The sequence below is a fragment of the Lysobacter fragariae genome (assembly GCF_054779775.1).
Genome location: NZ_BAAGXP010000002.1, coordinates 228,548 through 249,843, shown reverse-complemented (window position 1 = coordinate 249,843; position 21,296 = coordinate 228,548). Strand labels below are relative to the sequence as shown.

The window sequence follows — 21,296 nt, the reverse complement described above, 5'->3', positions numbered from 1 at the left end:
CGGCCTAACTTCCTGTTCGGGCACGGGGTCGGAGTACATATTCTGAAATAGTTCTCTGACCCCTGTTTCCAGACCCCTGTTTCCAGGTGAGGGCTGGCTCATGGGAGTCTCCGTTTGAAGCGAGGCTGGAGCAGGTAACCGAAGGGGGAATTGGGTCGGGTACTTCCTTGGAATCCGCACTCTGACCCCCGTCCTGACCGACCCCTGTTCTGCCCCCCGTTTTGCGGGCCTGGTCTAAATCGCCTCTGACCCCTGTTTTCTAGCTATCAGATAGGCACGGTCCAATACGACAACGGCAGCGCAAACCGCTGCCTCAGTTGTTCAAAATAGGCAAGATCGTCGCCCTCCAGGGCCCGCCGTCCTACCAGCACCAATTGCAAGGGCAGGTCGTGCGTACGCCGCGGGTGGAAGGCGTACTCCAACACTTGGCCCAGCGCCTGCCGCACGACCGACAGCGGGTGCAGGTCCGATTTGACTTCAAACAACAGGATTTCCTCGTCGGTCCGCACCATCACGTCGACGAAGTCGCGTTCGCACTCGACCTTCGCGCCCGGGTAACGCTCGCGAAGCTGCGCAACCAAAGCGTTCTGCATTCTGCTGTGCTCGGGCGAGTACGTCGTCCACCCGCCCTGCACGAAGCGCCGCCGCTCACCGGCTGAAGGCACGTCAGCGCTACCCGTGCGACCGCGCCACGCTGGACCGGCCGAATCCATCGCGCCACCGACCTCGCAAAGGCTATAGCGCTTGATGTTGTGGATGGGGTCGTCTGCCGGCAGCGGGACCTCGGCATCGAGCCAATGCAGGTTGTCGACGCGATAGCGCAAGTTGAGGATGAAGGGCGCGTACTCAGTCTGCCCGAGCGCCTCAACGCGACCGCCTGCCGCCTTCACTTCCGCACGCATCGCGTCGAGCCATCCCATTTCCTCGAACGCCGCTACCGCATCGGCGGCCATCGCATCAGTCAAACATTCGACCTCACGGATCTCTGCAACGGCGCGACGATCCCCCGGCGCCGGCATGGTGAAGAGCCGAAGATGGAACGGTCGCCCCTCGGCCAAGAGCTTCTTCCTGCTCTTGTTCACTCCCTGCACGAACCCGTAGCGCCAGCCATCCAACAACCACTCGTTGCGGAACAGCCAATCCTCGTGGCCGAAACCTTGTTCGCTACGGTAGGTGTCGCCGGACTCGTGCACTTCCCCCGCGTGCGTCGGGCGACGCCAACGAGCACTGTTGTATGCCAGCCGAGCGATGTACTCGGGAATCACGGCTGCTCGTTCCGGCCTGGCAACCGCTACCGTCCGACCCTCTTCCGCGCCCTCGACGCGCTCGTACACCGGCAGCAGCGACACCAGCACCGAGGCCGCGCGTTCGACCATCTCCGGCGTGACTCCGCGAGGTGTTACCTGCACCCGCTCGCCGACGAATACAAACGTGCTTGGCCTGATCCATTCGTCGGGCACTACTTCGACGTTCGTATCCGCAGAGCGCACTTTCTTGCGGTAGGCCCACATCCTCAGGTTCTGCAGGACCGGGAACTCTGGCAAGGCGGCGTTGAATCTGAGGATCTTGGGGCGCAGCACCGACACAGGATCGGTGAGGTTCCGGTTGGACTCCAGGCTGAAGGCGACGCCGTATCGGAAGTGTCCGCCCTCCTCGAAGCCGATATTGAACTGCAACTCCGACCGTCCGCCCCGGTGGAACGAGTAGCCGGACAGCGGCAACTCATTGCCATGGGTTACTTGGAACAGACCGCCTGCGCGGCGGCGACCGCCGTTCAACCGGAATCGGCGCTCGTAAAAATCCCCAAGCGATGTTCCTGCGAGTCGCGCGTTGAGGGCTACGACGACTTCTTCGATTTTTTTCATGCCACGCTCCGAACCTGATCAGACCAGAACCGCCACAACCAAGGCAGCAATGGTGGGCCTATCTTCGTTCGCAAGATCCAGCTCGATAGGCTTGAAGTCCGGATCCGTGCTGTCGGGCCTCAACAAGATGCTTTCATAAAGCGGACCATCGTCCGTCTCGGTCTTTCGTGCATCGTAGATTTTTAGCGTGTACCTGCCGCTGTCGTCGGGATCGCCCAGATCGTGGCGCCTAGCGAGCACCATGCGCCCTTGCTTGGAGCCTCGCATGTCGGTCGAGAACAGTACCCATGTGCCATTTGGAACGCGACGGTTCATTGATTCGCCATGAATCTTGGCAACGAAGTAACCCGGGGCGATCCGGATATGGTCGGGCAATGCAACCCATTCAATCGCGTCCTGCTCCAGGACCTGCGCGTCACCGAAGTTTCCGGCCGCGATCTTCAGGTCAAGCACGGGAACAGAGTTCTCCCAAGGGCGGACGTCTCGCAGGCGCACGGACTGAAACGGCCGTGCATCCAGTGGCTCTGGCAGCGCTTCAGGCTTGATAGGCCGCGTGGGAATTGCGGCTAGCTTGGGCGCGAAACCGAGGCTCTCCGTCCGGCTGCGAACAAACTTTTCCGTTTCAGCGTCTTCAAAATAGACGTAGCAACCCTTCATTCCGCGCGACAGCAGCACACGATATGTGTTCTTCACCAGCGCAAGGAAACGGTCTCCGGATCGCCTAACGGGCGTGTCATGCGACACGGTCTTGTCACCAACCCAGCCGACACCGGGCTCGTAGCGCAGGTCGCGCCCCCAAATGACGCCGACATAATCGAACTCGAATCCTTGGGCGGTATAGATGCAGCCGACCTGATCTAGGCCACCCTCCTCATATGCCCAGTAGTCCGCTTTAGGCACACCCCTAGGTAAGCCCGTCATGTCAGGTCGCGCATTCCAAGCTCGCTCGAATGCCCCGATGCGTACGTCCTTCAGCAACTGACGATCTGCGCCCAGCTCCCTTGACCATGGCCAGCAGTATCCCGCCACAAGCCTTGCGGAATGACCGTCGCCCGACTTCTTGCGAATCAACGCATCAAGTGCCTCTGGACTTTCGACGATGCCGAACTGGAAGGTCTCCTGCGCCTGATCGAACAGCACGTTGGCAGTCCGTCGCACTTCCAGCGTATTGTCGACCCAGTTGACGAAGCCCTCTGACCCCGCGCAGCGGAATTGCGTTTCCAGCCAGCTCTCGTGCAACACGCAACCGTAGGCATCCGCAGCCTCTCTGATCAGCACGGACGAGCCGATCTCGTTTGGTCGCACGATCTGCTGGTCGTCTAGTAGAAAGACAGACACCCGCGCTGCCTCGATGAGTTCCTGCACTTGGGGACGTTCAGACATCCGGCCAACAGGAGTGAACCGGTTATTACTCGTCTTGCGAATGCGATGTGCCTCGTCGCACAGGAGCACGTCAACATCATTCGGCTGCGCCTGGCCGAAATTGTTGAAGTAGCGGAACTGCTGGCCGGCCTGACCACCGACGATCTTCTGCATCGTCTTGGTGAAAGCTTTTGATCCCGTGGCATGTTGCGCGTTGTGGCCCATGCCCGAAAGCGCGCCCAGCAGATTGAGTGCCAGCACCGATTTGCCTGTGCCCGGGCCGCCATGCACCAGGAAGACGTGCTTGTGGTCGTCGTTCATCGCGGACTCCACCGCCGCCATTACCTGACTGAACACCACCTGCTGCTCATCCAGGAGGACGAATGCCGGCTCCTCCTTGATCACCTTGGAGACATGCGAAAGCAACTTCTTCGCCGGACGATAGCGACTGATGGCAATTCGTTGCATGACGCGTTCGCCGTCGCCATGACCAAGGCGCTCTGAGAGATGCCCGGCCAGCCGTGAAACATCATTCGATGTGAACACAGGGGCCAGCTTCCTCACAGCTTCGGAACGACCGTGGAACAAGGGGTCTGCATCAACGGGACGGTAGTTGTGGAGGTAAGCGCAGGCCTCCAGCCCCACTCGGTCATCGTCGGAGTGGAAAGCGGCGTGCATGTCCTCCAGATACCTACGGTACTGATTCGCCTGCACCGATGGATGAAGTACATCGCGGTGATTACCACCGACCCACGTTTTCAACAGGTCGTCTCCGCTCCCTAGCTCGGCGACGCTCCACTGCTTCAGCTCGACGATCACGGCACGGTCGCGATGAGTATCCCGTCCGGTCACCATCGCATCCAAGCGCTTGGAGGAGAGTGGGAGCTGGTATTCGAGGAAGATGCCCTGATCGAACAGATTGCCTTCGCGCAACACATCCGAGAAGCAGCGCAGCGAGTTCTGCCAAGACTGGTACTCAGCAGGCGATGGCGGATACCGGAAATGAACTTCGAACGCCTTCGCGAGCCGGTGCGCGATGGCGTTGTGCGTCGTTTCTTTGATGAAGTCCGGTGTGGTTCCGGAATACAGGAACATGCGGCTCAACCCCCTCTAAAAAAAGCGCACCGGTTAAAGCTCGTCGTACTTTCGCGCGGTGCCCTTCGCCAGATCAACGGGATACTTCTCCGCATTGAGCTTGAGCTTCCTTTCAACAACCGCCTCGATATCGATCCCAAGATCATTCACGAGGTACGTCAGCAAGATGAGGATGTCCGCGACCTCATGCTCTATTTGAACGCGCCTACTGCTGACCACGTCCGTCAACTCCTTGTCACGAGCCCACTGGGTGACTTCCGCAAGCTCGGCAGCCTCAAGCACGATGGAGGTCGACAGCGTCCTCAAGTTGTGGAATTGCTCCCAGTCGCGCGCAGACCTGAAGTCGAGAAGACGCTGGCGAAGTGATTCGGAAAGCATGGTGACCTCAAGCGACGAAGCGGTGGTTGTTGTGCCAGCCGAGGAAGCCGGGATCCGGTTGATCACCGGCGTTCTCAGGCAATGATGCCAGTTGCTGACCGTCCAGCCGGTAGTAGGCCTTGCCGTTGAAATACCGGTCCCGAATCTTCCCGCTCACACGGACGCGATAGTCGGGCTCGACCGTCACTAGGCCCGCGTCGAACAGCTTGTGAAAATCCGAGCGCAACAGCAGACCATTGCTAACCTGATGCGGACCCGATTCAGCGTAAGGCTGGATGTGTGCCGCTTCCAGCACCGGAAGCGTGTTCTCGCCGGTAATGGCACAGCGACGACCATAGGCGTCTATCACTAGCGTTCGGAACGACCCCTGCCCGAGTCGGGATTTGGCGATAAATTCGCGCCCGTAACGCGCCTGCTCCGGCACTTGCTCCAGCACCGCGCTCGAGCTTCGCGCAAATTGCAGCTCATTCCACAGCGCCAAGTCCTCCGCGCGCGCCAACGTGTCGGCGGTGCGGCCGACAACGATGTTCTTTTCAAATCGGCCTTCAGCCGAAACCCACCTCGGTTGCGGCAGATAGAAAACATCAGTGACGACGGTGCATCCAATCTCGGCCTCCAGTGTCGCTGGATCGGCGCGATTGCCGGAGATAAGGCGGATGAATTCCTGCAGCGAATCCGCTCCATTCTGCTGACCAAAGACATCCCACGCCGTAGACAAGGGGAGTCGGGTATGGCGGACGAAATGGCCACCACCCGCGATGTGGTGGTTAGGGCGCTTCAACTTGAAGAGAAAAGGCGTCCCCTCCGGCAAATCCACGAATGGTGCCCGTGCGGACGGTTGCCAGAAATTGACCTCCGGACACTGATGCGATGAGACAAAGTTGAACCATTGGTTGTCGGTTACACCAAGCCAGAATCGCATAGCCCCTCTTCCGGAAATAAACAGCCCTGCAACTGCTTCGGATCATAGGCGCTGGGTGCGGCGCTCACCGGCGGGCAGGCGCTTCGGACTCGTCGGGCAAACCGGCGACGTTGTGGTCCCACCACGGCCGGCTCGACACGGCGAGGAAGCCGGCAACGACGTGGGGCAGCAGCGCGTGCGGGCCGGCGTCGTCCATCTGCAGGCAGCACAGCTGGCGGAAGACGTCGCGCTGGCGGGGCGTCATCGCCAGCAGGGTCGCGTGGGTGGCGGCGAGGAAGACGGCGTTGCGGGTGCCGTCGAGGGCGTCTTCGGACGCGGGGTCGTGGGCTTGGGTGGGCATGGGGCCTCCGAAAGGAGTATCCGTGCGGGGTGTCGCAGGGGGCGAGACGGTGCCGTTGAGGTCGCGCCGGGTGCGGGGCATCCGGTGGGGCCTGGCGATGGGGCGCCGGTCGCCCACGGGGCCCAGGTACGCGCAAGCGCTTGATCCAACGGGCTTTGTCGGTGCACCACTGCGCTTGCACGCCCAAAAACTGCGGGTTGCGAGGGGGCGAGCAAGGCTCCGCCGGGGGTATGCCGAGCCTCGCCAGGGGGTCGGCTGGACCTTGGGGAGGGGTCGCGCGGGGCTGGCCTGGGGGTTTGGCGAGGGCGGACAGGTCCGCGCGCAAGGGTGCGCCGGGGGTCGGGGGGGGCTTGGCGAGGGGGTTGGTCGGGGCTGGCCAGGGGGTCGGCAGGAGGTGCGCCGGTCCTCGCGCGGGGCGGGCGAGGTTTGCGCGCAAGGCTTTCAGCCGCAATCGCAAGGGTGGCGTGGTCGATGCGCACGGGTGCGCAGGGGGTGGGGAGGGAGTTACCCAGGGGGAAGTGAAACGCATGGCTTCCGGCGTGCGCCCGCGCGACGGTAAAGTGCGACCGCCATCGCATGACGTGATGGCCTTGGAACGCAACACCAGAAGGACGCAAGGAGCTACATGAGCCAGAACTACGGGTACCGCCACGTCAGCGCGGAGAAGTGGGCCTTGGTCACCGCCAAGTGCGAGGCGTTTGTCGCCGAGCTGCAGGACGGGCTCTCGCCCATCACGCAGGACCAGAAGCAGCGTGCGGTGCGCATGGGCGACGGGTCGATCGCCTTCGTCGAGCAGGCGGTGGAGGTCGGGGCGCGGAACATCGGCATGCTGCCGCGCAATTTCGACATGGACGAGCTGCTGCGCGACGTGCAGTCGCGCCAGCGCCTGCACGCGCTGCGCATCGAACTCACGCGCGTGCTGGAGCTGGTGCACAACGCGGAGGTCGCCCACGGCAGCGACGCGATGTCCGGCGCGCTGGATGTCTATCACCACACCAAGAACTCCGAAGGCCTGGGCGTGGAAGCGCTGCGCAAGATGATGGGCAAGCGTTTCGAGCGCGGGCCGCAGGAAGCGCCGGCGGGGAATGTGCCGGCGGCTACGGCGTAATAACGACAAGGACGGAGGCCCCGCGGTGCGGGGCCTCTTTTTGCTGAGGACGACACCTACATGGCAATCAACACTTACTCGGGCCGGGCAAGGCAGGTCTTTGCCGGTCTTCTGCCAGCCTTGTGCATTGGCTTGGCTTCTTGCGCATCCAGCCAAACAGCGCTCGCGTCTGACACAGATCGGCGCGCGACGGTTGAAGTAGAACCCACGCAAGCGGCCAAACCTGATTTCACTGGCGACTGGTCGGTGCAATGGTGCGACAAGACGGATCCAGCGGCGGAGTGCGGCGGGTTCGACGTAACGCTGGCCCAGGCAGGCGACAAGATCAGCGGCGAATCCTTCGGCGCGCGGGTGCGCTTGGCACAAACCGACGAAGGCGGAATCATCCACGGCATCGCCGTCGGAAACACCGCCGTCCTCACCGTGGAAAGCCTGCGCAGCGGCGGAATCTATCTCATCCAGGCAACCGTCGATGGCCGGTGCATGCGCTGGAAGATTCGGGAAACGGTGCACCAGGTTGAGCAGGACATCGACATCATTGCGATGGATGACGTGCTGACGAAGAAGCAATCCTCGGGAAAAGTTGCTGGCAAGAAAGAAGTTGACTGTCGCGGCATTCCGACAAGGGCACGAGACTGATGCAAGACCAGTCCACACAACGGAGGTGTGCGAATGAACTATAGGGAGCTGGAACAGGCTGAATACGATCGCAAGCTGCGGATGGTGATAGTCCAGTCTGAGGGCCTGCACGCAAACGTGCAGGATGTAGGCGACAACCGCGCGACGATCGGATGGGGCTACACCTTCAACCGGAACAACAATGTTGCGATCTGGAGGGAGAGCGGCATCGAACTGACGCCGGCGCAGTGGCAGACACTGACTGCGATCGATGCCGCTCCGGCCACGGACAAAACCAGGGTGGGCCTGACGTTCTCGCGGCAACTGGACGCGACCGATTCCGACCAGTTGCTTCGAGCCTCACTGGAAGAGTTCGCCGGGCCCGCAGATGACCTGCACATGCCGCTGTCGGATGAGCGGATTGCACTGGTTTCGCTTGCATACAATCGCGGCACAGGAATGCTGGCTGGTATCCCGCGGAACAGTATTCCCGAGCACCCGGTCATGGATGCGATCCGCGACGGAGACCGCGCGGAAGCATGGTTTCAGGTGCGCTACAACTGCTGGGGCAGCAACAACGACGCCGAGGCAGGCCTTCGTAAACGCCGCTTCGCCGAAGCTCACGTATTCGGCCTCTATGACGACCGGGACAATGTCACGCCGGACGAAGCCAGAAACGTCTACCGCATGTATCAACTTCATCGCGACGAAATCGATCGCGTGGAGCGTGGCTTCGGAGTGACGGCCGAGGGTGACATTGCCCGGCACAATCGCATTGCGCAGGCAAATCGCGACTACCCCTCACTTGTCAATGAATACGGGAACGTCCCGAACATTGCCGACGCGCTCGCACCCGCGCGGACCGTGCTGCTGCGGGAGCTTCGACGGGAGTACCCGGATCTGGCGGACAGGCTGACCGACGCCAACTTCAATGCTGGGCGCATCTACGTCGCCCCGGAGCGGGATTTGCGGAACCGCGACGAAGTTGACCGCCAGTACCCCACGGACACCAATGGTAGCCGCACCAACAGTCGCAACCTCGCACTCAGACGCGAGCAGGGAAACTCCACCACGATGGACGTCGACCCGAATCACGCTGCCACTATCGATTCGCAGCGGATGTCGCGCGAACAGAATCCGCGAGAGATTGCCGGCAATGACGTGCTCGTCGGGCGAGGCGGTAACGACACCCTGCGCTCACATCTCGGCGACGACATCCTGATCGGTGGGCAGGGACATGACCGTCTGGAGGGAGGCCAGGGACGCGACACCTACATCATCGGCGCGGGCGACACCGTGTTGGATAGTGATGGCGTAGGCGAGGTGCGTTGGGGAGGTCAACAGCTGACTGGCGGTTGCCGGACAGCGGCCGATCCGGAAAACATCTATCGCAGCGAAGACGGTCGCTTCACCTACACATTGGAAGGCCGCAACCTTTCTATTGTCGACAGCCTGGCTACGGATCCTGCCCTTCGGGAGCGTGTCGTTGTCGAGGACTTCCAGAGCGGTCAGCTCGGGATCAACCTCACAGGACCCACGCGGGAAGGGCAGCCACTCCAGTCGACGCCGGTGCGCACAGGCGCGCCGCCAGCGGCATCCGCTTCGCCGCTTGGGCAAGGCGCGCACGTGCAGTCGTCACAGGTCTTCCCGCAAACCCATCGCGACTATCCGTTGTTCGACGCGATCCGCAGACAGTTGCCTGCAGGTACTCCCGATGCACAAGCTGCGCACGCTCTTGCGCTAGTCAAGGAAGCAGGGGTCCGCGCCGTCAACGGGCTGGACAAAGTCACGGTGCATGACGGCAACGCCTTCGTGATGGGCAAGACCCCAGGCTTCTGGGCCAAGGTCGACCTGTCCGCGCCGGCACCGCCGCTCACCGAATCGCTGCGGCAATGCGAACAGCTGGACCAGCAGCACGCCTCGCGCAGCATGGAAAGGCATCCAACACTGGCCACGCCCGGCATCGGTGCGAGGGGGATGGCGTAAGGCTTTTCCGTGTCACGCTCTACCAGGTTCGTGACGACACCGCCGCACCACGCCGAACACGAACGCCTGCTCAACCATTGGCTCGCCCGTTCCAGTAGATGCAGCTCGCCCCACCCTTGGCCACAGGAGATGACACCCACGGACAACCCGCACGACGACATGCAAGACAACGGAAACAGGCAGTCCCCATGACCACGGAGGTCACATGTTCAGTCGCAAATCTTTGTTACACCGCTTGCGAAGCAAGGCGGCGCTGCTGTTGTTGTCGGTTGCAGCGCTGGCCACGGTCGCGAGCACTGCCAACTCTTCGCAGGCACCCGCCGGTCACAGTTGCGAGGCGCAGTACGACGCGGCCAGCCTGATCATCGCCACCGAGATCGCCAGCAACGGCGACCAGCACAAGCTGCAGACCAAGCTGGACAACGCGTGGCGCGCGTTCTGGAAAGACAAGCTGCCGGCCATCGCCAACGGCAATCTCGACACGCTCGGCCAGTTGCTCGCCGGCAACCCGACCAAGGGCGTGGGCGCGCAGAGCAAGACCCTCGTCGCCGAGGCGGTCACCGACTTCCGCCGCTGCATCAATGGCGAAGTGCCGGTGGGTACGTCGACGCTGGCGATCAGCGTGTTCCGCTTTGACGAGACCACGCCCGACGGCAAGGGCGCGCCGGCGGGCGAAGGGGTGTACGTGTTCGTCGACGGCAAGCACCTGGCCCTTACCGATGCCAACGGCAAGGCGACGGTCACGGTGCCGGCGGGGCTGGTCGCGGTGCAGGCGATCGTGCCGTCGACGTCGATCGCCGAGGCGAGCGTGCAGGCCGCGGCGGGCGCCACGGTACCGCTGGAGCTGGTGCTGGACGACTCCAAGGAAGTGACCTCGCCGGTGCAACTGTCGGTCAGCAGCGTCAGCGAGAACGTGCTGCCGGCGGGCTTCACCAGCTTCACCGTCACCCTGCTCGACGGCGGTGCGCCGCGCGCGGCGGTGTCGGTGGCGGAGGTGACGCTGGAGGATGACATCGGCAACACGCTGGAGCGCCTCACCGATGACTTCCAGGTCGATGCGTTGGGCCGGTTGGAACCGGTCACGCTGGCGACGGTGGCCGATGCGGTGGCTCGCTATCCCGGACGCACGCTGGTGCTGCGGGTGATGGCGGAGGACGCGCTGGGCTTCACGCTGCTGGGCACGATGCCGCTGTACCTGGGCCAGCACGCGCTCAACGTCACCCTGGTGGCGCCGCCGTCGAACCCGTCGCTGCCGGTGGCGGGGATCCAGGTCACCTATCGTTTGATGGGCTCCGACCTCACCGTGGTGCGCACCAGCGATGCCGCGGGCAACCTGTCGTTTGGTCCGGTGCCGCTGGGCAACGCCAACCTGGACAGCGTCACGCTGCAGTCGGGCCGCTACTACTACGGGCAGGCCAGCTTCTTCCTGACGCGGTCCAGCCTGGCGCGGGTGACGATGACGCATGCCGACGACATCGCCAACGGCGTGCGTCGGTTCGAACTGCTGCCGTTGTTCAACGCGGCTGGGGACGCCGGCAATGGCACGCCGACGATCGATCCGGTGACCGCCGCGCAGCGTAGCGCCCTGCACGCAGCCGGCGGTTTCGCCGACGGCAACCTGTCGACGCTGGACACGGTCAACCTGCGCGTCGGCGCGGGCGCCGCCGACACGCAGGTGAGCGGCAGTCGCACGCTGACCGTCGCGCAGGGCACACAGCGCGTGGTGCTGCGTTACCTGGTGACGACCGCGGAATATCCGGTCTACGTCCGCCAGCAGAGCATCTACAACGACACCTGGTCGCTGAGCGTGCACGCGCGCCAGTCGGGGCAGCAGCTGTTCAACACATCGCGCAACGTCAACTCGCAGCTGACGCAGGCGCCGATCTGGCTGGCCAACGGGTCCACCGGCTACATCGAGGAGACCTTCGACGTGGCGGCGCTCACGGCGCAGGCGCCGGCGGAACTGCTGCTGGCGGCGACCGCGACCAACGTCGCCGATGAGTTTCTGCCCACGATCGTCGATGCCGACCTCAGCGACGATCCGGACCGGTTGATCATCAAGGAGGTCACGGCCGAGCGCCTGGCCAGCACCGACGGCGACCACAATTCCTACAGCGTGCCGCTGCAGGGTGAAAACAACACGCTGGCACGCTGGTTCACGCTCACCATCGACAAGCCCGATGGAGCGCAGGTCACGCGCGTCCGCGCAGAGCTGCAGCATGGCAGCGGCACGATGGGCCAGATCTTCGAGGAGGGCCCGGGCGCCAACGTGCAGGTGGTCAACGACACGACGTTGCGCGTGCGCGTCACCTACCACGCCGGAGGCAACATCAACACGGTTCCGCCGCCGGCACACGCCATCACCTACAAGTTCACGGTGTTCGCCAACCTGCAGGACGGGACGGAAGTCTCCGACGACGCCATCAGCTCGGCCAAGCGGGCGCTGTGGCGGTTGCAGGCGTACTGGCGTGATCCCACCCGTCGCTACGGACAGCGCGATTCGGGCGGCGACGACTGGCTGGCGGCACGCACCTGGGAGTTCATCGACCAGCACGGTGCGCTGTTGACTCGGATCGACGACATCTCCGGCGAGCACGGCCGCGACATCGGCCACGCCACGCACGACGTCGGCACCGACATCGACCTGTACCACGTGTACCGGTTCGCCGGCGCCACCAGCGGCGAGGACAACTACAACCGCCTGCGCAATGCCGTGATCCGCGTGCTCTCGCAACCGGCCGACCAGACCCAGGCCGACCGCGCCGCGATCACCGCCTGGGTTTCGCAGACGCGTCCGCGCTTCCAGACGATCCTGTCGACGACCGATGCGCAGACGATCTACTACGCCATCGGCACGGCGTACACGGCCTCGGGCATCGCGCTGCCGCAGGGTTGGGCGCGGGGACTGCTGGTCAACGGCACGGTGAGTGCGTCGGGGCATGCGTTCGATACCGGGTTGGGGGCATGGGGGTTCGCGCAGACCCAGCTGACCTACAACGCGATCCACAACACGCATTTCCATATCAAGCGGCCGCGCGAGCGGTAAGTCGCAGCCTTGTTGAAGTCCTGGAGGCCCCGCATTGCGGGGCCTTCTTTTTTGGGGACGCAAGGTGCGCTGACGATCCGAAGCGGCGTTTGCTAGGCTCCTCGCGCACACACCGGGGGCTCCATGGACGCAGGCACACCACGCATTGACCATCACTCGCAGTTCGACCTGCTGCGGCAGCGACGCTTCCTGCCGTTCTTCCTGACCCAGTCGCTGGGTGCGTTCAACGACAACGTCTATCGGCTGGCGATCATCGGCCTGCTGGGGTACCTGGCGGTCGATCCGGCGGACAAGACGCTCTACACCAACCTGGCGCCGGCGATCTTCATCCTGCCGTACTTCCTGTTCTCGGCCACGGCGGGGCAGATCGCGGAGAAGCTGGAGAAGTCTCGACTCATCCGCATCACGACCACGATGGAAATCGTGATCATGTCGTTCGCGGGGATCGGCTTTTTGACCCAGAACATGATCGTGCTGCTGATCGCGCTGTTCGCGACGGGCGTGCAGTCGACGCTGTTCGGACCGGTGAAGTATTCGATCCTGCCGTCGGTGCTCAAGCCGGAGGAACTTACCGGCGGCAATGGACTGGTGGAGATGGGTACGTCCATTTCGATCCTGGCGGGGATGCTGTTCGGCGGTTTGATCTTCCAGGTGGCGGGCGCGCATGGGCCGGTGGTGGCGGCCATTGCCATCGTGCTGCTGGCGATCACGGGCAATGTCGTCAGTCGTTTCATTCCGCGTGCGGAAGCCGGTGCGCCGGACCTGCGGATCAACTGGAATCCGATTCCCGAATCGCTGGCGATCATGCGGCTCACGCGCCGCCAGCCGGGCGTGCGCAACTCGGTGCTGGGGGTGTCGTGGTTCTGGTTCTTCGGCACGGTGATCACCTCCAACCTGCCGACGTACGCGGAGCTCAACCTGGGCGCGCCGCGCGACGACGCCACCATCTACATCCTGGCACTGGCGCTGTTCTCGATCGGTACGGGCGTGGGCTCGCTACTGTGCGAAAAGTTGTCGGCGCGCACGGTCGAAATCGGCCTGGTGCCGATGGGCGCGATCGGCATGACCGGCTTCCTGCTCGACCTGTACTTCGCGCGCAGCGGCGTGGCGCCGGTGTCGGGGCTGGATGCGATGGGCTTCCTGCGCGAGCCGGGGGCGTGGCGAATCGTGATGGATCTGGTGGGCATTGGTCTGTTTGCGGGGTTCTTCCTGGTGCCGCTGTTCGCGCTGATCCAGAGCCGTACACCGAAGGGCGAGCTGTCGCGGGTGATCGCGGGCGTGAACATCCAGAATGCGTTCTTCATCGTGCTGGCGGCGGGCGTGGGGATCGCGGCGCAGAAGCTGCTGCACTGGACGATCCCGCAGCTGTTCCTGGCGCTCGCCATCGCCAATGCGCTGGTGGCGATCTGGATCTTCACGATCGTGCCCGAGTTCGCGATGCGCTTCGTCAGCTGGCTGCTGGTGCGCACGATGTACCGGCTGAAGCTGCACGGCATCGAGAAGCACATTCCCGACGAAGGTCCGGCGCTGGTGGTGTGCAACCACGTCAGCTACATGGACGCGCTGATCCTGTCGGCGAGCATTCCGCGGCCGGTGCGCTTCGTCATGTATTACAAGATCTTCCGGATCCCGGTGATGAGCTGGATCTTCCGCACGGCCAAGGCCATTCCGATCGCGGGGGCGAAGGAGGATCCGGTGGTGATGCAGCGCGCGTTCGACGAGATCGACGCGGCGCTGGCCGACGGGCAGATCGTCGGCATCTTCCCCGAGGGCGCGCTGACGAAGGACGGCGAGATCGCGAAGTTCAAGTCGGGCGTGGAGAAGATCCTGGAGCGTAGGCCGGTGCCGGTGATTCCGATGGCGCTGCGCGGGATGTGGGCGAGCATGTGGAGCCATCGTGACAATCGCATGGGTCGGCTGCGCGTGCCGCGGCGTTTCCGCGCGCACCTGGAAGTGATGGCGGATGCGCCGATGACGCCCGAGGCGGCGACGGCCGAGGTGCTGGAGGCGAAGGTGCGCGAGTTGCGCGGGGGTGCGGCGTAGGGCGGGGCAACACCCTACGGTCTCTGTCATCCCGAGCGCAGCGAGGGATCTGTTTTTCGCGGCGAGACAGCAGATCCCTCGCTGCGCTCGGGATGACATCTGTTTGTTGCTTAAGGCCAACCCGTCGTTGCGCGCGATGGTGCGGCGGCGGTCGAGACCCGCCGTACGAAGCTGGAGGCGATGGTGCGCGAGTTGCGCGGGGGTGCGGCGTAGGGCGGGTTTCAACCCGCTACCGCGCGCGATGATGCTTGCGGTGGGTCACGGTGCGTCGATGAGGTAGCAATAGCGACGGGATGGCGATGGCGGGTTAAAACCCGCCCTACGAAGCAGCGTCGCAAAGCGGCAACCGCGTCCCGCAAGACAAGAACGCCACGGCTTTTGGCCGTGGCGTTCTGTTTGGTGCTGCGTATTGCCTGCGGCGGGTCGAGACCCGCCCTACTTCGTGCAGCGAAGCAACGCGCGGCGCTGCGCCGGGCTTGCCTTCGACGGCGGTTCGCACAGGGGCTGCATGGTGCCGGTGAAACGGCCGCTGGCGGTGAAGCTCAGCTGGGTCGGGAAGGCGTAGGGGTCGGTCGGGTCGAGTCCCGCGGCGCCTTCGATGCCGCTCACGCGGAAACGCTCGACGCCTGCGGGAAAACCATGCGTGCGGAAGTCGAACAGTTCGCCCGCGGCGACGTCGTAGCGCTTGCCGTGCACGATCACGGTGTAGCGGTTGTCGCCGATGCCGATCGGCAGGCGCGCGGTGGCGATGGTCGGGTTGCCGGCGCCGGTACGGTATTCATAGCCCAGCGCGACTGCCGGATCGATGTAGATCGGCACGTTGGCCACCACGTCGACGCCGAAGATGTACGCGCCGCCACTGGTGGTACCGGTGGGCATGGCGGCGTTGGTGGCGATGAAGCCGTGCCACGGATCGTCCGGCGCGGTGCCGAAGAACAGGCCGCTGATCTGGCCGCTGTCGTTGATGGCCTCGCCATAGGTGTCGTCGGTGGCGTTGGCGTAGAGCGACTGGTAGCCGGCGGAGGTGCCGACGAAGGCAGCGACGCGACCGGCGGCATCGTAGTGGAAGCCGGTCATCAGTCCGGTGTTGCTGATGCCGCGTGCGCGGGTGTGGCTGCCGCCGATCTGGAAGAAGTTCATCGCCCCGGAAGGCGAGCGCAGGAAGGCGCGATAGGCGCCGGGAACCGCGCCGGTTTCGCTGCCGACCACCTGCCCGGCATTGTTGATGCCCTGGGCGATGATGAAGCGCGATCCGGCCACCGTGATCGGCGTGAACGACGAGGTCGCCGGGTTGTAGATGAAGCCGCGGTTGTTGAGCGCCGAATCGTCCTCGGCGTAACCGGTCACGCGGCCATCGTTGCCGATCGCGCGGCCGTAGGTGAAGACGCGGCCGGGATAGCTGAAGTAGGTGTAGGTGGTGCCGTTGAGGATGAAGCCGACGCTGTAGGAATTGTCGGCGGGGCTGGCGCTACCGATGATGACGCCGGCGTCATTGATGCCGTGCGCGGTGACTACCATGCCACCGGGTGCCGGCGGCAATGGCGTGAACACGCCGCCGGCATAGCGGAAGGAGAAGGTGGTGCCGGCGGCGTCGCGTGCGTAGCCGACGATCTCGCCGGCGTTGTTGAGGCCGCGCACGTCGGTCATGACGGCGCCGGGATAGTTGACGGTGGTGAAGACGTAGTCGGCGTTGGCGGCGCCGGCGGTGAGCATCAAGGCCGCGAGCGCGAGTGCGCGCATCGTCGGGCGAAGTTTTGGCTGGTTCCTGCGCATGGATTCCCTCGGTACTGGCGTCCACCATGGACACCCAAGGGGCTATTACGGGAACGCGGCGGATTTCAGGTCAGCGGCGCGCGGACGGCGATGGGCTGAACAGGGGAAATCCGGATGGACGGATGGACGCGGTAGCGCTGTAAGTCGTCATCCCCGCGAAGGCGGGAATGACGAAAGTTAGTTCGGCACTACAAAAGCCGAGCGTTGCACCCGGTTGGAACGCGCGGCCTCGCGCCTTGTAAAGCCGAGTCTGCTCAGTTCGTGGATTGGAGACGAAGGGCGTGCCAGGCAACGCTCGACACTACGGACGCGAACCTGTCAGGCCACGAAGCCGGCGATCACGAACAGCGCCAGCACTGCCAGCCACACCAGCAGGATGCGCCAGACCAGACTCATCGCATCGCGCAGTTCGGGCAGGTCCAATCCGCTGCCCGCGGGCGCGGGCGGTGCGTCATCGAGGTCGCCTTCGGCCGCGTGTTCGTCGGCGTAGTCGGCGGCTTCCTCGGCCAGTTCGGTGCGCACGCTGGCGCGCGCGGCGGCGTCGAGGAAACGATGGTCGAGCTTGAACGATGCGCCGTCGGCTTCACGCCACGCGCCGAGCACGGTGTCGAAGTTGCCGACCAGCGCCAGCGCCAGCGTCATCAGCTGCGCCACCGGCCAGTCGAGCAGTTGCAGCAGCGTGCGTGCGCCTTGTGCGGTTTCGCCGTGCAGGCGGCGGGCGAGTTCGCCTTCGCACGCAACCACGGTGAGGCGATAGAGCAGCGCGCCGATCGGGCCGAGCAGCAGGAACCAGAACAGCACGCCGAACCAGCGGCGCAACCCGTTCTGGAATACCGCCGACACCAGCGCGGCGCCATCGATAGTGGCCGGTGCGTCATCGGGCCACAGCGTCGCCATCGCGAAGCGACGCTCGTTGGCGTCGGTGGCATTGGCGATGGCGTCGACATCGAGGTCGAGGTCGCGCGGGCCCCAGGCGTAGAACAGGACGAAGGCCGCGAACACCACGCCCACCAGTCCGTACATGGGTTCGCGCAGGGCGAGCTGGAACAGGCCGACCGCGAGCAGTGGCGGCACCAGCGCGATGGCGATGCCCCAGCGGCCGCGCCAGAAACTGCCTTCCGGGAATTGCGAGTCCAGCCAGCCCAGCCAGTTGCCGTACCAGTCGTAGTGGCGCACCGATGCGGCCATGGCCTGCGCCATGTGGCCGAAGACCAGCGCTGCGACAACGGCGATCAGGGTGACGGCCATGGTGGATCCTTGCGAACGTGTACGGGGATGCGGTTGCCGTTTGCAGGTAACAACGTGGGACGAAACGCCCCGCGGCCTGATTCTAGCGGTTTGTGCCGTTGCGGCGGTGTCGCGGTCACGGTTCGGGTCGGGAGCGGCGCGGGTCCCGTCGACACTGCCGATGGTGCGCGACGACATGCGTTGCGTGGGATGCATGTCCTTCGACTTCAGCGCTGCGCGCTTACGCTCAGGATGAGCGGATTCCTGCCGGGACCTAAGGAAGGCCTGAACAACTCAGTTTTGTCATCCCGAGCGCAGCGAGGGATCTGTTTTTTCCAGCTAACAACAGATCCCTCGCTGCGCTCGGAATGACATCCGAATTGTTCAGAGATTCCCTAATGCCCGAGGCGACCAGCGTGCGCCTGGATGATGCCGTCATCCCCGCGAAGGCGGGAATGACGAGCAAAGGCCGCGTTGTCCTGACCGTCGCTAGCGCGCGCCTTCGACCCAGCTGTCGATCAGCCAGCGCGCAATCGACAGCCGCGGCGACACCAGCAGGCCGACGCCGTCATCGAGTGCGGGATCGGCTTCGCGCGCCTGCGCCTGGCGCACCTGTTCGCGGGTGAACCAGCGGGCGTCCTCGAGTTCGTCGCTGGCCTGGGGTTCGTCGGGATGTGCGGTGGCGACGAAGCCGAGCATCAGCGAGCTGGGAAACGGCCACGGCTGCGAGGCCAGGTAGCGGCATGACGTCACCCGCACGCCGGTTTCCTCCAGCACTTCGCGTGCGACGGTGTGCTCCAGCGATTCGCCGGGTTCGACGAAGCCGGCGAGGGTCGAATAACGGCGCGGCGGCCAGCTCGCCTGCCGGCCGAGGAGGATGCGTTCGCCATCGCTGACGGCCACGATCACGGCGGGGTCGGTGCGCGGGTAGTGTTCGGTGCCGCATTCGCCGCAGCTGCCCAGCCAGCCGCCACGCGAGAACGCGAGCGTGCTGCCGCACACGCCGCAGTAGCGGTGGCGATGGCGCCAGTGCTGCACGGCGCGTGCCTGCGCGAAGACGGCGGCATCGAAGCGCGACCAGTGCGTCGCGGCGCCGCGCAGGTCGCTGCGTCGCGGGGCTTCGATGTCGGTGCGTTCGGCGTCGAGGGAAAACCAGCCGGTGCCGGCTTCGTCCATGCCGAGGAAGATCGCCGCGTGGTTCGCGCCCTGCTCCAGTTGCGCGCCGCGCACTGCGAGCAGTCGCCGGTCGTCGTCCGCCAGCGCCTGGCCGTTTTCATCCAGCAGCACCACGCGCGCGGTGGGCCAGAGGCGGTCGAGTGCGTCGGGGTCGTTGCGCAGGTGGTCGGCACGATCGAGCAATGCGCGACTGGCGTCGGCTTCGACGAAGGCGAACGGGGGTGCGGCCATCAGGCAGTCCAGTGCGCGGCGAAGGCGGCATTATCGGCGATGCGAGAGCTTTTCTCTGCCTTGTGCGCGGGCGTGGCGCGATTGCGAGGCGGAGGTGCGGCCGGTGGGCGGCTTCAGGCCGATACGGGGTCGGAGGGCGTGGTGTTCTTGCTTACTGGTGTTGGGGGAGCAACGGCACTCGCGCCTGCGGCGCTCGTCCCCCACCCCAGCCCTCCCCCGCTTCGCGAGGGAGGGAGTGTTCACTCGCTGCTTTGCTTTCTTCGCCTGCGGTTCTGCTTGCGCGTGCTTCGCGTTTCGCTTGCGCGGTTGCGCTTGCGCCTGCCTGGCGAAATTCCGCTTGCGGATGTGGTCACGCGAACCTGCGGCGTTACGCCGAGAACGACGATCCGCAACCGCAGGTCGTCTTCGCGTTCGGATTGCGGATCACGAACTGCGCGCCGTGCAGGCTTTCGGTGTAGTCGACTTCCGCGCCCATCAGGTACTGCAGGCTCAGCGGGTCGACCAGCAGGGTCACGCCGTCGGTCTGCACGGCCAGGTCGTCCTCGCCCTGCTGTTCGTCGAACTCGAAGCCGTACTGGAAGCCCGAGCAACCGCCGCCCTGGATGTAGACGCGCAGCTTGAGCGCCGCGTTGCCTTCTTCCGCGATCAGTTCGCGCACCTTGGCGGCCGCGGCGGAGGTGAACTGCAGCGGACGGTCGAGCGTCTGGTAGTCGGGCGCTGCGGCTTCGGTGGTGATCTGGCTCATGCAGGCAGGATGGGGCGCGGAGTGGCCGCATTCAACCCCGGCGATGGAACGCGGGGCGTGGTTTCCAGCACTGGAGCGACGGTGAACGCAGCGGGCGTGCGGCGGTCAGGGTGAATCGACGCCGGTTTCGCGGGTGGCTTCGGCCCAGGTGAACGACTGGTCGATGGCGGAGCCGCCGCTGGGCTGCAGATGCACGGTCACCTTCACCGGGGTGAGGCCTTCGGGCAGGAACACGTCACCCTCGACCTGCTGGAAGTACTTGAACGAGTACCCCACGCCCTGCGCGGACGGCTGCTGGCGCAGGTCGTTCCAGCTCAGCTTCTGCAGCTTGCCGGCGCGCGTGCCTTCGACCGTCAGGCTCAGCGTGCCGTCGCTGACGGCGCCGCGATTGAGGTTCTGGGTAAGCGTGGTGGTGAAGTGCCATGCGGGCCCCTGTTGGGCCTGCAGCTTCATGGCGTGCACGCTGAGGCCGCGGCGTTGCGCGGTGGCGCCGACGAGGCGCTCGTAGAAGGCGACGTCGGCGCGGAGGCCGGCGATTTCCTCGTCGCGGTCGGCCAGCGCGCCCTGCACGTCGCGGTTGGCATCACGGCTGATCTGGTCGGAGCGCGTCAGGGTGGCGATGCGCTGGCGCAGCTGCTCCTGTTCGGACTGCAGGCGGGCGTTCTCGCGCTTGCTGGCGCCCAGTTGCGCACGCGGATCACCCGACACCGGGCCGTAGACCTGCCAGAGGCCCCAGCCACCGAAGGCGAGGGCCGCCAGGAAGACCGCGATCAGGGCCAGGACACCCCAATGCTCGCGGAACCAGGAGGGTTGCTGTCTTTGCATCCGGTCAGATTAGCGGCATCGATGGCCGGCAACCCGTGCCGGCCATGAACGCACGTCGCGGATCAGGCCGCGACGGCTTCCGGCGTGGTGTCCCGGTTGGCGTCGGTCACCAGCTGCGCGACCGTGGCGCCGTCGGTGTGGACCAGGCGGCCGGTCAGCGTGGCGCCGGCGATCATTTCCACGACCTTGTAATGGACGTTGCCGGAAACCCGCGCCTTGGGCTGCAGTTCGACGTTCTCGCCGAAGGCGTCGCCGACCAGCTGGCCGTTGATGACGATGTTCGGTGCACGCAGCTCGCCTTCGACCACGCCGGTTTCGGCGATGGTGACCACGGCGGCTTCACCGCCGTTGGCGATGAGCTTGCCGACGATGCGTCCTTCGACATACAGGCCGCCGGAGAAATGGAAGTCCCCGCGGATGACGACCTGCGGCCCGATCAGGGTGTCGACCTGGCCCGGCTGGACACCGGATTTCTTGTCTTTCTTGAACACTGGATTGTCCCCAAACTGAATTCGGCTTTCCCTTGCAGCAACGCGCGAACGGCCACCGCCCGGCC

16 protein-coding genes are annotated in these 21,296 nt (G+C 64.7%); 5 read left to right on the top strand and 11 right to left on the bottom strand.

Annotated elements, in window-relative coordinates:
* Positions 1–266: 266 nt before the first annotated feature.
* The 5 genes from ACYVD7_RS03745 to ACYVD7_RS03725 form a co-directional block, all read right to left on the bottom strand.
* The gene (locus ACYVD7_RS03745) at positions 267–1,865 is read right to left on the bottom strand and encodes a hypothetical protein (RefSeq protein WP_460759226.1); all 1,599 of its coding nucleotides are present in this window, start codon (positions 1,863–1,865) and stop codon (positions 267–269) included.
* Positions 1,866–1,883: 18 nt separating this feature from the next.
* Entirely contained in the window at positions 1,884–4,322 is a 2,439-nt protein-coding gene (locus tag ACYVD7_RS03740) for a DNA/RNA helicase domain-containing protein (RefSeq protein WP_460759223.1), read from the bottom strand.
* Between the two features lie 33 nt (positions 4,323–4,355).
* Positions 4,356–4,700 carry a nucleotide pyrophosphohydrolase gene (locus ACYVD7_RS03735; protein WP_460759221.1) on the bottom strand — a complete coding sequence of 115 codons (345 nt, stop codon included), beginning with the start codon at positions 4,698–4,700 and terminating at the stop codon, positions 4,356–4,358.
* 7 nt (positions 4,701–4,707) lie between these two features.
* Positions 4,708–5,622 carry an HNH endonuclease gene (locus tag ACYVD7_RS03730; RefSeq protein WP_460759219.1) on the bottom strand — a complete coding sequence of 305 codons (915 nt, stop codon included), beginning with the start codon at positions 5,620–5,622 and terminating at the stop codon, positions 4,708–4,710.
* Positions 5,623–5,686: 64 nt separating this feature from the next.
* A complete protein-coding gene (locus ACYVD7_RS03725; RefSeq protein ID WP_460759216.1) occupies positions 5,687–5,962 on the bottom strand; it encodes a hypothetical protein in 276 nt (91 codons plus the stop codon).
* Between the two features lie 625 nt (positions 5,963–6,587).
* Between ACYVD7_RS03725 and ACYVD7_RS03720 the strand changes: the two genes are divergently transcribed.
* The 5 genes from ACYVD7_RS03720 to ACYVD7_RS03700 all read left to right on the top strand — a co-directional run bounded on the left by ACYVD7_RS03720 (position 6,588) and on the right by ACYVD7_RS03700 (position 14,763).
* Positions 6,588–7,070 carry a hypothetical protein gene (locus ACYVD7_RS03720; protein ID WP_460759214.1) on the top strand — a complete coding sequence of 161 codons (483 nt, stop codon included), beginning with the start codon at positions 6,588–6,590 and terminating at the stop codon, positions 7,068–7,070.
* A gap of 60 nt (positions 7,071–7,130) precedes the next feature.
* Complete coding sequence (locus ACYVD7_RS03715; RefSeq protein WP_460759211.1) at positions 7,131–7,709, top strand: hypothetical protein; 579 nt, start codon at positions 7,131–7,133, stop codon at positions 7,707–7,709.
* A 33-nt stretch (positions 7,710–7,742) separates the two neighbouring features.
* The gene (locus ACYVD7_RS03710) at positions 7,743–9,674 is read left to right on the top strand and encodes a hypothetical protein (RefSeq protein WP_460759208.1); all 1,932 of its coding nucleotides are present in this window, start codon (positions 7,743–7,745) and stop codon (positions 9,672–9,674) included.
* A gap of 205 nt (positions 9,675–9,879) precedes the next feature.
* Positions 9,880–12,720, top strand: coding sequence for an RHS repeat domain-containing protein (locus tag ACYVD7_RS03705; RefSeq protein WP_460759206.1), 2,841 nt, complete (start codon positions 9,880–9,882; stop codon positions 12,718–12,720).
* Positions 12,721–12,864: 144 nt separating this feature from the next.
* Positions 12,865–14,763, top strand: a complete 1,899-nt coding sequence (locus ACYVD7_RS03700) for an MFS transporter (protein ID WP_460759797.1) — start codon at positions 12,865–12,867, stop codon at positions 14,761–14,763.
* A 435-nt stretch (positions 14,764–15,198) separates the two neighbouring features.
* Here ACYVD7_RS03700 and ACYVD7_RS03695 read toward each other — a convergent pair whose 3' ends face one another.
* From ACYVD7_RS03695 to ACYVD7_RS03670, 6 genes are all read right to left on the bottom strand, one after another.
* On the bottom strand, positions 15,199–16,503 hold the full coding sequence (locus tag ACYVD7_RS03695; RefSeq protein ID WP_460759203.1) for a hypothetical protein: 1,305 nt from the start codon (positions 16,501–16,503) through the stop codon (positions 15,199–15,201).
* A gap of 351 nt (positions 16,504–16,854) precedes the next feature.
* Positions 16,855–17,784, bottom strand: coding sequence for a hypothetical protein (locus tag ACYVD7_RS03690; protein ID WP_460759200.1), 930 nt, complete (start codon positions 17,782–17,784; stop codon positions 16,855–16,857).
* A 468-nt stretch (positions 17,785–18,252) separates the two neighbouring features.
* Positions 18,253–19,170 (bottom strand): NAD(+) diphosphatase, encoded by a 918-nt coding sequence (nudC, locus tag ACYVD7_RS03685; RefSeq protein ID WP_460759197.1) that lies wholly within the window; start codon positions 19,168–19,170, stop codon positions 18,253–18,255.
* Between the two features lie 367 nt (positions 19,171–19,537).
* Positions 19,538–19,915: an iron-sulfur cluster insertion protein ErpA gene (gene erpA / locus ACYVD7_RS03680; RefSeq protein ID WP_460759195.1), complete on the bottom strand. Its 378-nt coding sequence runs from the start codon at positions 19,913–19,915 to the stop codon at positions 19,538–19,540.
* A gap of 105 nt (positions 19,916–20,020) precedes the next feature.
* Complete coding sequence (locus tag ACYVD7_RS03675) at positions 20,021–20,740, bottom strand: DUF6776 family protein (protein ID WP_460759191.1); 720 nt, start codon at positions 20,738–20,740, stop codon at positions 20,021–20,023.
* 62 nt (positions 20,741–20,802) lie between these two features.
* Entirely contained in the window at positions 20,803–21,231 is a 429-nt protein-coding gene (locus tag ACYVD7_RS03670) for a bactofilin family protein (protein WP_460759188.1), read from the bottom strand.
* Between the last annotated feature and the right edge of the window lie 65 nt (positions 21,232–21,296).

Bases quoted from the DNA above. Each gene is read 5' to 3' on its own strand.
- ACYVD7_RS03745 (WP_460759226.1), bottom strand. From the start codon at position 1,865: ATGAAAAAAATCGAAGAAGTCGTCGTAGCCCTCAACGCGCGACTCGCA.
- ACYVD7_RS03740 (WP_460759223.1), bottom strand. From the start codon at position 4,322: ATGTTCCTGTATTCCGGAACCACACCGGACTTCATCAAAGAAACGACG.
- ACYVD7_RS03735 (WP_460759221.1), bottom strand. From the start codon at position 4,700: ATGCTTTCCGAATCACTTCGCCAGCGTCTTCTCGACTTCAGGTCTGCG.
- ACYVD7_RS03730 (WP_460759219.1), bottom strand. From the start codon at position 5,622: ATGCGATTCTGGCTTGGTGTAACCGACAACCAATGGTTCAACTTTGTC.
- ACYVD7_RS03725 (WP_460759216.1), bottom strand. From the start codon at position 5,962: ATGCCCACCCAAGCCCACGACCCCGCGTCCGAAGACGCCCTCGACGGC.
- ACYVD7_RS03720 (WP_460759214.1), top strand. From the start codon at position 6,588: ATGAGCCAGAACTACGGGTACCGCCACGTCAGCGCGGAGAAGTGGGCC.
- ACYVD7_RS03715 (WP_460759211.1), top strand. From the start codon at position 7,131: ATGGCAATCAACACTTACTCGGGCCGGGCAAGGCAGGTCTTTGCCGGT.
- ACYVD7_RS03710 (WP_460759208.1), top strand. From the start codon at position 7,743: ATGAACTATAGGGAGCTGGAACAGGCTGAATACGATCGCAAGCTGCGG.
- ACYVD7_RS03705 (WP_460759206.1), top strand. From the start codon at position 9,880: ATGTTCAGTCGCAAATCTTTGTTACACCGCTTGCGAAGCAAGGCGGCG.
- ACYVD7_RS03695 (WP_460759203.1), bottom strand. From the start codon at position 16,503: ATGCGCGCACTCGCGCTCGCGGCCTTGATGCTCACCGCCGGCGCCGCC.
- ACYVD7_RS03690 (WP_460759200.1), bottom strand. From the start codon at position 17,784: ATGGCCGTCACCCTGATCGCCGTTGTCGCAGCGCTGGTCTTCGGCCAC.
- nudC (WP_460759197.1), bottom strand. From the start codon at position 19,170: ATGGCCGCACCCCCGTTCGCCTTCGTCGAAGCCGACGCCAGTCGCGCA.
- erpA (WP_460759195.1), bottom strand. From the start codon at position 19,915: ATGAGCCAGATCACCACCGAAGCCGCAGCGCCCGACTACCAGACGCTC.
- ACYVD7_RS03675 (WP_460759191.1), bottom strand. From the start codon at position 20,740: ATGCAAAGACAGCAACCCTCCTGGTTCCGCGAGCATTGGGGTGTCCTG.